Origin of the sequence: Longimicrobium sp. (genome assembly GCF_036399255.1) — a bacterium.
GTDB lineage: Bacteria > Gemmatimonadota > Gemmatimonadetes > Longimicrobiales > Longimicrobiaceae > Longimicrobium.
Genome location: NZ_DASWNM010000116.1, coordinates 1 through 12,409, shown reverse-complemented (window position 1 = coordinate 12,409; position 12,409 = coordinate 1). Strand labels below are relative to the sequence as shown.

General features: G+C 72.0%; 10 protein-coding genes. 2 read left to right on the top strand and 8 right to left on the bottom strand.

Annotated features, from left to right (window positions below; translation table 11 throughout):
* Positions 1-111: 111 nt before the first annotated feature.
* The 3 genes from trpE to VGC13_RS21165 form a co-directional block, all read right to left on the bottom strand.
* On the bottom strand, positions 112-1,608 hold the full coding sequence (trpE, locus tag VGC13_RS21175; protein ID WP_331127282.1) for an anthranilate synthase component I: 1,497 nt from the start codon (positions 1,606-1,608) through the stop codon (positions 112-114).
* 484 nt (positions 1,609-2,092) lie between these two features.
* A complete protein-coding gene (locus VGC13_RS21170; RefSeq protein WP_331127281.1) occupies positions 2,093-4,534 on the bottom strand; it encodes an SMC family ATPase in 2,442 nt (813 codons plus the stop codon).
* Positions 4,531-5,694 (bottom strand): exonuclease SbcCD subunit D, encoded by a 1,164-nt coding sequence (locus tag VGC13_RS21165; protein ID WP_331127280.1) that lies wholly within the window; start codon positions 5,692-5,694, stop codon positions 4,531-4,533. Before VGC13_RS21165 ends, VGC13_RS21170 begins: the two co-directional genes overlap by 4 nt.
* 668 nt (positions 5,695-6,362) lie before the next feature.
* On the opposite strand from VGC13_RS21165, the gene VGC13_RS21160 reads away from it, so the two are divergent.
* Positions 6,363-6,701: a hypothetical protein gene (locus VGC13_RS21160; protein ID WP_331127279.1), complete on the top strand. Its 339-nt coding sequence runs from the start codon at positions 6,363-6,365 to the stop codon at positions 6,699-6,701.
* On the opposite strand, the gene VGC13_RS21155 is transcribed toward VGC13_RS21160, so the two are convergent.
* Both VGC13_RS21155 and VGC13_RS21150 read right to left on the bottom strand, forming a co-directional pair.
* Positions 6,698-8,236, bottom strand: a complete 1,539-nt coding sequence (locus VGC13_RS21155; RefSeq protein ID WP_331127278.1) for a fused MFS/spermidine synthase — start codon at positions 8,234-8,236, stop codon at positions 6,698-6,700. The two genes, VGC13_RS21160 and VGC13_RS21155, sit on opposite strands and share 4 nt — an antisense overlap.
* Positions 8,181-8,660 (bottom strand): flavin reductase family protein, encoded by a 480-nt coding sequence (locus VGC13_RS21150; protein ID WP_331127277.1) that lies wholly within the window; start codon positions 8,658-8,660, stop codon positions 8,181-8,183. Before VGC13_RS21150 ends, VGC13_RS21155 begins: the two co-directional genes overlap by 56 nt.
* Positions 8,661-8,825: 165 nt before the next feature.
* Here VGC13_RS21150 and VGC13_RS21145 point away from each other — a divergent pair, with 165 nt between their 5' ends.
* The gene (locus VGC13_RS21145; RefSeq protein WP_331127276.1) at positions 8,826-9,878 is read left to right on the top strand and encodes a hypothetical protein; all 1,053 of its coding nucleotides are present in this window, start codon (positions 8,826-8,828) and stop codon (positions 9,876-9,878) included.
* Between the two features lie 126 nt (positions 9,879-10,004).
* On the opposite strand, the gene VGC13_RS21140 is transcribed toward VGC13_RS21145, so the two are convergent.
* From VGC13_RS21140 to VGC13_RS21130, 3 genes are all read right to left on the bottom strand, one after another.
* Positions 10,005-10,271, bottom strand: a complete 267-nt coding sequence (locus VGC13_RS21140) for a hypothetical protein (protein WP_331127275.1) — start codon at positions 10,269-10,271, stop codon at positions 10,005-10,007.
* Between the two features lie 83 nt (positions 10,272-10,354).
* Positions 10,355-10,915, bottom strand: coding sequence for a 5-formyltetrahydrofolate cyclo-ligase (locus tag VGC13_RS21135; RefSeq protein WP_331127274.1), 561 nt, complete (start codon positions 10,913-10,915; stop codon positions 10,355-10,357).
* Entirely contained in the window at positions 10,912-11,817 is a 906-nt protein-coding gene (locus VGC13_RS21130; protein WP_331127273.1) for a pseudouridine-5'-phosphate glycosidase, read from the bottom strand. The genes VGC13_RS21135 and VGC13_RS21130 overlap by 4 nt, the downstream gene beginning before the upstream one ends.
* Positions 11,818-12,409 lie beyond the last annotated feature (592 nt).

Here is a 12,409-nt window from a genome sequence, read left to right as displayed (position 1 = left end):
TGCTGGGCGTGAGTCCGTGATATGTAGAACGGGCGTTCGATCATGTCAAGGGTGTGCAACGAACTGCTCCCGGCGAATGCGGACATGATGGCGTCCCGGGCGGTGGCCCCGCTACCCGCCGACCATGCGGACGGCGCGGAGGAGGGCGCGTGCCTTGCTCAGCGTTTCCTCGTACTCGTCGGCGGGGCGGGAGTCGGCCACGATGCCGGCGCCCGCCTGCACGTGAGCCCTTCCCTCCCGCGCCACCACGGTGCGGATGGCGATGGCCGTGTCCATCGTCTGCCCGCCGTACCCGAAGTAGCCCACGGCGCCGGCGTACGGCCCGCGGCGCACGGGCTCCAGCTCGTCGATGATCTCCATGGCCCGCACCTTGGGCGCGCCGCTCACGGTGCCGGCGGGGAACGAGGCGCGAAACACGTCCATCGCGCTCATCCCGTCGCGCAGCCGGCCCTGGACGGTGCTGACCATGTGCAGCACGTGGGAGTACTTTTCGATGACCATGCGCTGCGGCACGGTGACGGTGCCCCAGCGGGCCACCCGGCCCACGTCGTTCCTCCCCAGGTCCAGCAGCATCAGGTGCTCGGCGCACTCCTTGGGGTCCGCCAGCAGCCCTTCGGAGAGCCGCCGGTCGTCCTCGGCGTCCTTTCCCCGCCGCCGGGTGCCGGCGATGGGGCGCACCGTGACCGTCCCCTCCTCCAGCCGCACCATCACCTCGGGCGACGAGCCGATCAGCCGCACGCCGTCAAGGTCCAGGTAGAACAGGTACGGCGACGGGTTCAGCGTGCGCAACGCGCGGTACAGGTCGAACGGCCGGGCCTTCAAGGGCACCGTGAGCCGCTGCGAGTACACCACCTGAAAGGCGTCGCCGGCGCGGACGTACTCCTGGATGCGCCGCACCCCGTCTTCGAACGCGTCCCGCGCGATCGTGCTTTCGAACGGGTCGTCGGCCTCGCCGCCGGGGTCGCCCAGGTCCAGCGGCGCCGGGCCTTTTTCCTGCTGCAGCCGCGCGATCAGCCGGTCCAGCTCGTCGATTGCGGATTGATAACGTCTGGGCAGGTCAACTTGTGACACCCCATCCGTTTGCACGGCGACGACGGCCCGGGCGCGGTTGAACAGGTTGTCGATGACGAGCACCGTTCCCGTCAGCATGAAGACGGCGTCCGGCAGGCCGCGGTCGTCGGGCGGGGCGTCGGGAAGGTGCTCGATCAGCCGGACGACGTCGTAGCCGAAGTAGCCCACGGCGCCGCCCCAGAAGCGGGGAAGGCCGGGGATCTCGGCGGGGCGGTGCGCCCGCAGCATGCGGTCGAAGGCGCCCAGCGGGTCGCCGCTCTCGCCCTGGTCCCGCCACCCCTCGGCGGGGGTCCACGTCTCGATGCGCCGGCCGTACAGCCGCCACGCGGCGCGGGGCTCGGTGCCCAGGATGGTGTAGCGCGCCCACGTCTCGCCGCCCACCACCGACTCCAGCAGAAAGCCGAAGGGGGGCCGGGCCAGCTTGTGGAAGGCGGAGACGGCGGTGTCGGTGTCGAACGGAAACTCGCGCACCACGGGAACCAGCGTGGCGTCGCGGGCAAACGCGAGGAACTCGTCGAGCGTGGGGGTCGGAGACATCCGGGAATGGTCGGGATCCGCGACGGCAGGGGATCGGCAATCTCTCGACTTCTGCGGCGGATGTCAACGTGAACGGGTGAAGGGGTGAACGGGTGACGGGGTGAAACGGGTGAGGGGTGCGACGCGCCGGGGTCCGTGCCGCGCCCGCCACCACGGGCTAAAGCCCGCGGCTGGAAAGGCCAGAAGCCCCGTCTCGGCTCGCTGACGCTCGCCGAACGGGGCTTCACCTGCTCGGGTGCAGAAGGGCCGGCCCGCCAGGACGCTTGGGCGGGCACTTCAGGTTCCGGCTCCTCCACTGCAGGCCAGCCCGCGAAGGCGGGCTTCGTGTGGCTGTTGCAGCAAGTTCATTCGCCATTGCCGCGGGCTGTCGGGATCGCAGAAGGGTCTCGGGCCCTTCTGCATCGACCGAACGGAGAACACCCTTCACCCCTTCACCCCTTCACCCCTTCACCCCTTCACCCCTTCACCCGCTCACCCGCTCACCTCAATCCGCGGCCATCGGAGCCTCCGGGTACTCATCGCCGTGCACGGACTCCTCGCGGACGTGGCTGCAGCCGGCGCGCTCGTCGTACTCCACGCGCAGCACCTGGTCCAGGCTCTCGCGGATCCCGTCGATGTGGGTGATGAGGATCACCTGCTCGAAGCGGTCTTCCAGGTGATGCAGCAGCTGGACGACGTTGTCGCGGCGCGCCACGTCCAGCGAGCCGAACACCTCGTCCAGGATGAGCAGCGACAGCGGGTGGCCGGCGCGCTCGGCGATCATCTGCGACAGGGAAAGGCGCAGGACCAGGTTGGCGACGTCTTCCTCGCCGCCGGAGATGACGGGCTTCTCCTCGCCCTCGTCCAGCACCATCAGGTTGTACGACTCGTCGATCTCCATCGACGTGTAGCGGCCGTCGGTGAGCTGCGCGAGGAAGGCGCTGGCGATCTCGGAGAGCTCGGGGCGCACCTGGTCGTTGAGCTCCTGCCGCAGGTCGGTGTACGCGGCGTCCAGCTCTTCGTGGTAGTGAAGGTCCGCCTCCTGCTCGGCGATGGTCTTTGCGCGCTCGTCGTACTGGGTGACGGCGTCGCGGGCGCTCCGGAGCACCTGCTCGGCGGTGTTGGCGTCGCCGCGGGCCTCGGCGGCGCGCAGCTCGGCGGCGCGGCGCGCCTCGGCCAGCCGGTCGTGCTCCACCCGCAGGGCGGCGAACGTTTCTTCGCTGAAGTCCAGCGCCGTGCGCTCCTTCCCCGCTTTCCTGACGACCGCCAGCGCGGCGGCCTCGCGCTCGCGGGCCTGCTTTTCGTCCAGCGCGGCGGCGGCGCGGCGGGTGACGGCCTCTTCCAGCCGGGCGGCGCGCTTCTCCACCTCGCGCAGGGCCTTGAGCCGGTCGTCCGCGGCGCGGTGGGCCTTGGCGTCGTAGCCGCCGGGAAGGGCGGCCAGCTCCGCCCGCAGCTCTTCGCCGCGGGCGGTGCGGGCGGCCAGGTCGGTGCTGAGCTGCTCCAGCTCCTGCAGCGCGCTCTGGCAGCGGGTGAGCTTGCGCGCGCGGTCATCCACCGCCTCGTTGAGCTGGGGAAGGAGCGTCTCCAGCTCCACCAGGTCCTCGGGGCGGGGCTCCAGCTGCTCGTGCCGCTTTGCCCACCACTTGCCGTCCTGCACCAGCAGCGTCCACTGATCGCGCAGCTCCTCCAGCAGCCGCTCATAGTCTTTACCGACGGGGCGACCGCAGGTGGGACAGGTGCCTTCGGGCCCCAGCCGTTCGATCTCCGCGATCTGCCCCTTCAGCTCGGAGGCGCGGTCGCGGTAGCCGGTGAGCTTGGTGAAGGCATCCTGCTTGTCGGCGAGCCAGGCGGACTTCTTTTCGTCCAGCGTGCCGGCGACGGTGTCGCGCTGGGCGCGCAGGGCCTCCAGCTCGGCGGAGTATTTCTTTTCCAGCTCCGGCGCGCTCTCCAGCTTTTCGCGGCGCTCGCGGGCGCGGGTCAGCTCGGCGTCCAGGTCGGCCAGCTGCCGGGCCAGCGCCTTGCGCCCCTCCTCCTGCCGCGCCAGCACGGTGAAGCGCTCGCACGCCTCGGTGGCGGCGGGAAGCTCGCCCAGCTGCGTGCGCAGCGGCGCCAGCTCCTTTTCGGCCGCGTCCACGACCTGCAGCTCGGCGGAGGCGCGCTCCAGCTCGCGCTTTGCGCCGTCGCGGTCGCGCTCGGCCGCCTCGATGACGTGGCTGAGCTCGCGAAAGCGCTCGCGGTCCTTCTCGGCCTTCTCCCACCGCGGCGCGAACGCCTTTTCGGCCGCGGCCGCCTCTTCCGCTTCCTTGCGCGCCGCGCTCAGCCGGTCGACGGCCTCGGTGACGCGGGTGCTGGCGGCGGTCAGCAGGCCCACCAGCTCGTCGCGGTCGCCCAGGGAGGCGCGCAGGCCGCGGATTTCGCTGCGCAGCTCGCTGCGGCGGTTGCGGACGAGCTCCTGCGCGCGGCGCAGGCGTTCGTATCCCAGCACCTGGCTCAGGAAGCGCCCGCGGTCGGCGGGGCCCATGGCGGCCAGGAACTGCAGCTCCTTCTGCCCGGTGAAGTAGGTGTTGAAGAACTCGTCGCGCGACATCCCCACGCGCGACTGCAGGTAGCCCGACACGCCGCCCACCCCCGAGGCCACGGCGGTGGGGCCCCCGTCCAGGAACACCTCGGCGCCGTGCAGGGTGCGCAGCACGCGGTACTCGTGGCCGCCCAGCGAAAAGGCCAGCTCCACCTCCACGCGCGCGCGTGCGCCCGCGCGGGAAAAACGGATGGTGTCGTTGGTGCCCCGGGCGGCGGACGCGCCGTACATCGCCCAGGCGATCCCCTCGAGGATGGTGGACTTGCCGGCGCCGTTGGGGCCGATGATCCCGGTGAGCCCGGACCGGAAGGTGATGGTGCTGTCGGAGTGCTGGCGGAAGTTCTTCATCCGCAGGGAAAGGAGCTTCATCGAAGGATCTCCTCGCCCGTGCGGTCGATGTACGCCGTGCCCAGCTCCACCAGCCGCTCCTTCTCCAACCGCTTGTCGCGCAGCTCCCAGGTCTTGCGCAGGTAGCCGGCGACCTGCTCCTGCAGCGTCTGCCGGCGCACGGGCGCGCCGGTGCCGATGCGGCGGCGCACCTCGGGCGGGCGGACGTCCAGGTGAAAGTGCACGGCCTCGGACTTCCACTCGCGGATGCGCTTGTGGTTCAGCTCGCGGACGACGGCGCGCGGGACGTCGTAGACCACCATCCGCACGATCTTGCCCCGCAGCCCGTCGGGAATGCGCCCCACGGCGGCCAGGATGGTCTCGTCCAGCTCGGCGGAGCCCACGCCCTCGGCGCTGATCTTGGGGAGGTCCACCATCGTCCGCGTCTCGACCGGGTGGAACTCGGCGGTGCGGGAGGCGGTGTCGTAGACCAGGAAGCCCTTGTCTTCCTTCTCGGCCCAGATGTTGGTGGAGGTGCGTTCCAGCCCGCCGGCGTACCACACGTTGGGCTCCAGCTCGGTGACGGTGTGGTGGTGCCCCAGCGCCACGTAGTCCCAGTCGGGGGCGACGATGCGCTCTTCGGGGATGATGGCGCCGCCGTACTCGGAGATGTAGCTGATCTTGCCCGCCGTCCGCGGCCCCTCCATGGACCCGTGCAGCACCATCACGTTGTGGCGCGCGCCGGCGTCGGGCTCCATGTCGGGCTGGCCCTCGGTGGCCAGGGCGACGTGGGGAAGGCAGAAGACGCTGGTCTCCACCTCGGGGATGCTGATGGTGCGCGCCTCGTCGCAGGCCACGCGCACGCCGTCGATCTCGCGGAACAGGTTGAGGATGTTCCCCGTGTCGGCGCTGCGCGGCGAGTCGTGGTTGCCGGCGATGAGGACGACGGGAAGGTCGCGCACCCGCTCGGTGAGCAGGCTGAGCTGCCGGAAGGCGTCGGCGATGGCGGTGTTGGAGGGGCGGACGGTGTGGAACACGTCGCCCGCCACCAGCACCAGGTCGGGGCGGAGCTCGACGAGGCGCGCCACGGCCTGGCGAAAGGCGTCGGCCACGTCGGCTTCGCGCACGTTCACGCCGCGCGGGGTGACGCGGTGGTAGGCGCGGTAGCCAAGGTGCAGGTCTGCGAGATGTGCGATCTTCAACGGCGTTGGCTGCGTGGACGTTTTTCTATTGATGGACTGCGATCGTCCGGATCTTCTGGATCTTCTGGATCTTCTGGATCTTCTGGATCTTGTGGATCTTCAAGGCTCTGGCGCGACCCGCGGGCGCCCCCTCCGCTCGCTTAGGCTCGCACCTCCCCCAAAACTGCTGGGGGAGGTTGGTAGATCCGAAATATCGAGGCTCGACGACACCGATCGAACTGGCGCCCGCGGGGTGCCCCTCCCCCGGCCCCTCCCGTTCGTTCCTCACGGAGAGGGGAGAATTCGATCCCGCTCCGGACACGCTGTCGAGCGCGTCACCCTCCCCCGCGCTGTTTGCGGGGGAGGGCCGGGGTGGGGGGCGCCGGCCGGCGCAGTGCGAACCCGATCGAAATCACTCCTCTCCCGGCCCCACCCCCAACCTCCCCCAGCAGTTTTGGGGGAGGTGGGCGAGTGGTGCGAGCCCGGAGGGGGCGCCGGGGCCCCCGCGCCGAACCGTCCGGAGAGCGAAGAAGCCCCTCCGCACTTCCCTCCGCCCGCACTTCTCCGTACCATTCACCCCGGCCCGGTCCGTGCGGCGAGAACCGCCCCCGCGGGCCGGGGTACCGAGCGCCGTCCGCCGGACCGGTCCAGGCCTATTCATCCCGATCCCGACGTTGGGGACTTACGCCATGTTCAACCGCACGCGCAAGAAGCTCAAGAAGCCCCTGGACCAGCAGCACCGCGAGCTGCAGGACCAGGTAGAAGCCATCCCCTTCGTGATCGAAGACTACAAGGGCAAGGGCAAGTGGTTCCGCGCCTTCGTGGTGCGCTACCTGGCCGGGCCCATGGTGCGCTGGCAGAAGCGCATGCTCGACAAGCAGCGCTACAGCGGCACGTCGGGCCAGAAGCTGAAGCAGGCCGAGCAGATGAAGCGCCACCTGGAGCAGCGCCGCAAGGCCATGGAGTTCATGCAGGGCGAGATGCAGCGCCAGCAGAAGAAGGCGCAGAAGCGGTCCAAGGGCCGCTAGTCCGCCCGCGCCGGCACCGCCACCCCGCCGCGCTCCCCGCCCACGGGGGGCGCGGCCTGCGTTTGCGCGCCGTCCACGCGGTCGCGCAGCACGACGGCGCACGCCAGCGCCGGCCACTCCTCGGCCGGCCAGGGCTCGAACAGCCCGGCCCTGGCGGGAAACGCGAACGACGGGTCGGCCGTGGCGGCCAGCAGAAAGTTCTGCCGGTCGGGAAAGTCGCGCCCCACGTGCACGTACAGCCGCACGAAGGGAAACGAGGCGGCCGCCGTGCGCACCACGGACCAGAAGCGGCACTCCCCCTCGCCGCTCGCCACGCCGATCACGTTGAGCAGCGCCACGCCGTCGGGACGCAGCAGTGAGCGGACGAGGCCCATGGCCTCGGCCGTGACCAGGTGGTGCGGCACCTGCTCGCCGCCGCCGTACACGTCGACCACCACGCGGTCCCACGCGCCGCGCGCCAGCGTCTGCGCCACGGCGCGCGCGTCGCCGTGCAGCGAGGTGATGCCGTGCTCCGGCCGCACCCCGAACCAGCGGTACGCCAGCCGGCTCACCGCCGGGTCCAGCTCGACGACGGTGATGCGCGAGCCGGGATCGTCCTCGGCCATGCGCCGCGGCAGGGTGTACGCGCCGCCGCCCAGGAACAGGTAGGTGGCGCCGGCGGGGGTGGTGTCGCGCAGCCACCGCTCGGCCGCGGCCACGTAGGCAAAGGTGGGCGCGCCGCTGCGCTCCAGCTCGCCGGACTCGATCTCGTCGTCCACGTACAGCCGCAGCTCCGGCTGGCGCCGCCCGCCGGGGTGCACGATCTGCGTGACCCGCAGGGTGCCGTACGCCGTTTCTTCCTGGTGCAGCAGCCGCTCGCCCCCGTCCGCCGCCGCCCGGGCCTCGCGGGGAAAGAAGAGGGGAAAGGTGAGCAGCGCGCCCACGCCCAGCAGCAGCGGCCCGGGGCTCACCATGGGCAGCAGAAGCAGGCCGCTGAGCGCCGCGCCCGCCGCCGCGCCCACCAGCACGGCCATCACCGCCTCTTCCGCGCCGCGCGACAGGCCGGAGGGCTCGGCGTCGTCCGCGTCGTCCGGCGAGCCGTGGAAGTGCGCGGCCCAGGCGGCCAGCGCGGGAAGCAGGAAGCCGATGGCGTAGACGGGGATGCCGACCAGGAAGAGCAGCGCCAGCGCGCGCGCCGGGCCGCCGTACCGGTCCCAGCCAAAGTAGGTCCACAGCGCGGCGAACACGCCGGCCAGGGCCACGGCCACCCCCGCGCCCACCCAGCGCCAGGTGGGGGCCTGGTCCGGACGCGCCTCGGGCGAGCCGGCCCACAGGCCGGCGGCCAGCGCGGCGGCCAGGGTGGCCACCACGCCGCCCGCCGCGGGAAGCACGCCCTGCGCCTCGTACAGGATCAGGCTTGCCGCGGCGAACGCCACCACCCCCAGCGCCAGCCCGGCCAGCGCGGCGCGCGCCAGCACCGGCCACGCGGGGCGGCGGGCGTCAGGACTCGAATCGGCCGTATCCTCCACGATAATAAAGCAGCGGGGTTCCTTCACGCGCGTCGGCGGCAAGCACTTCGCCGACGAAGATGGTGTGGTCGCCGCCTTCGAGGGCGGCGCTCACGCGGCAGTCCAGCCAGGCCAGCGACTCGTCCAGCACGGGGGCGCCGGTGCGCTCGGGGCGCCAGGCGGTGCCCCGGAACTTCTCCTCGCCCCCGCCGCCGGCGAAGCGGCGGGCCAGCGTTTCGCCCTTTCCCTCCTCCAGCACGTTGACGGCGTAGTAGCCCGCCTCGCGGATCCACCCGTGCGTCTCGGAGCCGTGCGAGACGCACACCAGCACCAGGGTGGGGTCCAGCGACAGGGCGCTCACGGCGCTCACGGTAAGCCCGCAGGCGGCGCCGTCGCCGCGGCACGAGGTGACCACGGAGACGCCGGTGGCAAAGTGGCCGATCACCCGGCGAAACTCGCTCTCGTCGATCATCTTGGCAGCGGGAATTTTCCGTCGTAGCTTGCCGCGCGGGTCCGGTCTGGCCGGGTCCTTGCTTGCATCGCCCGCGTGTGCAAGGGCCCGGCCATTTCCGGAAAACAAAAGCCGGCCGGACGTGGCCCGGCCCGCTTTCCCCAAGGGATTCCAGAGACCGTGAAGATGCGCGTCGTGGCAGCCCGCGCCGTCCGCGTGGCGGCGCCCCTGATTGTAACCGCTCTGGCCGCGTGCGACAACGTGGAATGGGGCGGCGCGGCCGTTCACGTGGTGAACCCGCCGCCCGCCGGCGCCGGCGACGCCAACGTCCCCGACCCGGGCACGGTGGCGGGGCTGGGCCTGCCCACCGGGCGGGTGCTGTTCCACGTGGTCCGCAACCCGGACGGAACGGCGCAGCTCACGCCCGTGGCCGAGATCTCGGGCGACTCGCTGCGCACGCTGCGGCGCCCCGCCGGCGTGGCGCCGCAGGCGTACGAGCAGCGCTTTCGCCAGGCGGTGATGGACGTGAACACCGAGTTCGTCCTCTTTCGCCGCGGCGCCGAGGTGGGGACGATGATCGTCCGGGCCCCGGGCGCGGTGACGCCGTGCGGGGTGCCCACCTCGTCGGGGCAGGCCAGCACGGTGGCGGCGGCGGCGGCGGAGCGCGAGTTCCTGGCCTTTCGCCGCGGCCTGGCGCCGGAGGTGATCGGCGAGTACTCGCCGCCGCAGGTGGAGGGCACCATCCAGCGCTACGCGTCGCTCATCGCCGAGCGGCTGGTGCTGCAGAACGGGCTGCAGCGGCCGCGCAGCTGGCCGGGGGCGCAGCGCGACCTGCAGGCCATGAACCTGGTGCTGGGCGGGCAGTCGGAGATGGCGTCCACCTACCTGGTGGGCGACAACCTGGGCGTGGGGCCGGCGGACCCCGAGGGGTACAGCGTGTTCTACGTGGCCAGCTACGAGCAGCGCGCGGGGTACACGCCGGTCTACACCGAGGTGCGCGACTACGACAAGACGGGCAAGGGCGCGCCCAAGCTGGTGGACCACCTGAACTGGAACGGCGCGGGCGGGGCCGAGATCCTGGTGCAGGTGTTCGGCACGCAGGAGTCGTGGTACGAGGCGGTTTCGCGCGACAAGGGAAGCTGGCGCAAGGTGTGGGAGGCCGGCCGCTGCCGCGAGCCCGCGCCGCCCGCGGCCCGCTCCATCGGCGCGGCGGAGCGCACGGCGCCAGCGTCGCGCTGACAAAAGAAAAAGGGCCTCACACAGAGTCAACGGAGTTAGCGGAGTTTTCTCGTGCCGGCCCGCTGGCTCTGAGGTAGGAATGGTGGACAGGAAAGGGGTGGATGATTCCGATCATCCACCCCTTCTTTATTCGCCCCGCTTGCGGTCCAGAATGCCGGCCGGGTGCGGGATATCACGATACGCTCTCGCGAAATCGGCGGAGGTGAGGCCGGGGGGATCCTGGGCATCCGCTGGAAGGGCGCGGTAAGCGTACCACTCCGTCCAGCCGGGCGACGAAGCGGCTACCTCGTCGCCGTGCAGCGGGTGATCGAGGAATTCAGCGAAGTGCTCGTTGCGCTCCGCCAGCCGGCCGCGCAGCGCGATGGGATCAAAATCCCCCTGTTCGTCCACCATCTTTCCTCCCGTCGTGCCCGTGCGTCGATGGGATCAAGATAGCAGATCGAGCACGCCTTGTCCATTCCGTCCAGCAACCGCCATCAGCGGATCGCCTCCAGCTCCGTGACGATGGCGTCCAGGCGGATGTCCCAGGGCTCGTGGGGGACGGAGGGGGTTTCCTGGGCGGCGAAGAAGAGGCCGCAACGGAAGCCGCGCCAGTCCGGGTGCGCCAGCAGGCGGTCGTAGTAGCCGCCGCCACGGCCCAGGCGGTGGCCCTCTCGGTCCCACGCCAGCCCGGGGACCAGCGCCGCGTCGATCTCCCCCACTTCGCGAACCGGGCACGCCTCCGCGTCCGGCTCGCGGATGCCGAAGCGGCCGGGACGCAGCGCGTCGGCGGAATCCACGGCGTGCAGCGTCATCAATCCCTGCGGCAGGCAGCGCGGATAGACCAGGGTGATGCCCCGCCGCCGCGCCTCCGCCGCGAGCTCGTCCGTCGCTACCTCCTCGGGGAGCGAGGCGTACAGGAGCAGCGTCCGCGCGCCGGCGACCTCCGGGACGTCCCATACGCGCTCCGCGATGCGCGCCTGCGCGGCGGCGCGCTCGGCGGGAGGCAGGGCGCGCAGAAAGGCGCGCGCCTCGGCACGCAGCGCGTCCTTGCTCACGCGCCGTCCGCCCGCGCCACGGCCACCGCGACGGACGCGGCGACGCGCGCGTTGTTCAGCAGCAGCGCGACGTTCGCCTCCAGCGACCGGCCGCCCGTGGCTTCGGCGACGGCGCGCAGGAGGAAGGGGGTAACGTCCTTGCCGCGGATGCCCTCGCGGCGCGCCCCGTCCAGCGCGGCGGAGATGGCACCATCCACCTCCGCCGCGTCCAGCGCGTGCTCCGCGGGCGGGGGGACGCAGAGCAGCATGGCGCCGGGAAGGCCCAGGTCGCGGTGCGCGCGCCAGAGCGCCGCCGCCTGCGCCGCGTCGTCCACGCGCACGTCCACGGAAATGCCGCTGCGGGCGGAGTAGAACGCCGGCAGCTCGTCCGTCCCCCAGCCGGCGACCAGGACGCCGGCCGTCTCCAGCGCCTCGCGGGTAGCGGGAAGGTCCAGCACGGACTTGGCGCCGGCGCACACCACCAGCATGGGCGTACGGCCCAGCTCCGTCAGGTCGGCGGAGACGTCGCGATCCGCACCGCGGTGCACGCCGCCGATGCCGCCGGTGGCGAACACCCGCACCCCCGCCCGCGCCGCCAGCCACATCGTCGCCGCGACCGTGGTGGCGCCGTCCAGCCCCCGCGCCACGGGGACGGCCAGGTCGCGCGTGGAGAGCTTGAGCACGCCCTCCGCCGTCGCCAGGCGCTCCACCTCCGCGCGCCCCATCCCCACCCGCGGCACCCCGGCCACCACGCCGACGGTGGCCGGCACGGCACCGGCGGACGCGACGGCCTCCTCCATCGCCAGCCCCACCTCCAGGTTGCGCGGGCGCGGCAGGCCGTGGGCGAGCACGGTGCTTTCCAGCGCGACGACGGGCCGGAACGCGGCCAGCGCCTCGGCGACGGCGAGGGAGGTGTGGATCATCAGGCGCGCGCTCGGAGTGCGGGGGATCGGATCGCCGCGTAAGTTAGGGAGCGCGGCGCGAAAGTGCGACGGGGCCTCCCCGTCTCCGGCCCTTCGGCAGGGTGCGGAGCGAGGGGCAGGCGCCCCCTCCGGGCTCGCATTACTCGCCCACCTCCCCCAAAACCGCTGGGGGAGGTTGGGTGGGGGCTGGCGGCGGCGTGGCTTCTCCCCCGCAAACTGCGCGGGGGAGGGTGATGCGATCCACAGGCCGTCCAGAGCGGGATCGAATTCTCCCCTCTCCGTGAGGAACGAGCGGAGAGGGGCCGGGGGAAGGGCCCCCCCGCGGACGCAGTTCGATGCAATTCGCCGAACCGCGATCCATCGGCACCCCCAACCTCCCCCAGCAGTTTTGGGGGAGGTGGCGAGCCTAAGCGAGCCGGTGGGGGGCGCCCGCGGACGCAGCTCAATCCCTGCCGGAGCGGGATCGAATCCTCCCCTCTCCGTGAGGAACGAGCGGGGAGGGGCCGGGGGAGGGGCCCCCGCGGACGCAGTTCGATGCCATTCGCCGAACCGCGATCCATCGGCACTCCCCAACCTCCCCCAGCAGTTTTGG

Coding starts and splice junctions, on each gene's coding strand:
- VGC13_RS21130 (WP_331127273.1), bottom strand. CDS start 11,817: ATGATCCACACCTCCCTCGCCGTCGCCGAGGCGCTGGCCGCGTTCCGG.
- VGC13_RS21170 (WP_331127281.1), bottom strand. CDS start 4,534: ATGAAGCTCCTTTCCCTGCGGATGAAGAACTTCCGCCAGCACTCCGAC.
- VGC13_RS21150 (WP_331127277.1), bottom strand. CDS start 8,660: ATGATCGACGAGAGCGAGTTTCGCCGGGTGATCGGCCACTTTGCCACC.
- VGC13_RS21160 (WP_331127279.1), top strand. CDS start 6,363: ATGTTCAACCGCACGCGCAAGAAGCTCAAGAAGCCCCTGGACCAGCAG.
- VGC13_RS21140 (WP_331127275.1), bottom strand. CDS start 10,271: ATGGTGGACGAACAGGGGGATTTTGATCCCATCGCGCTGCGCGGCCGG.
- trpE (WP_331127282.1), bottom strand. CDS start 1,608: ATGTCTCCGACCCCCACGCTCGACGAGTTCCTCGCGTTTGCCCGCGAC.
- VGC13_RS21145 (WP_331127276.1), top strand. CDS start 8,826: ATGCGCGTCGTGGCAGCCCGCGCCGTCCGCGTGGCGGCGCCCCTGATT.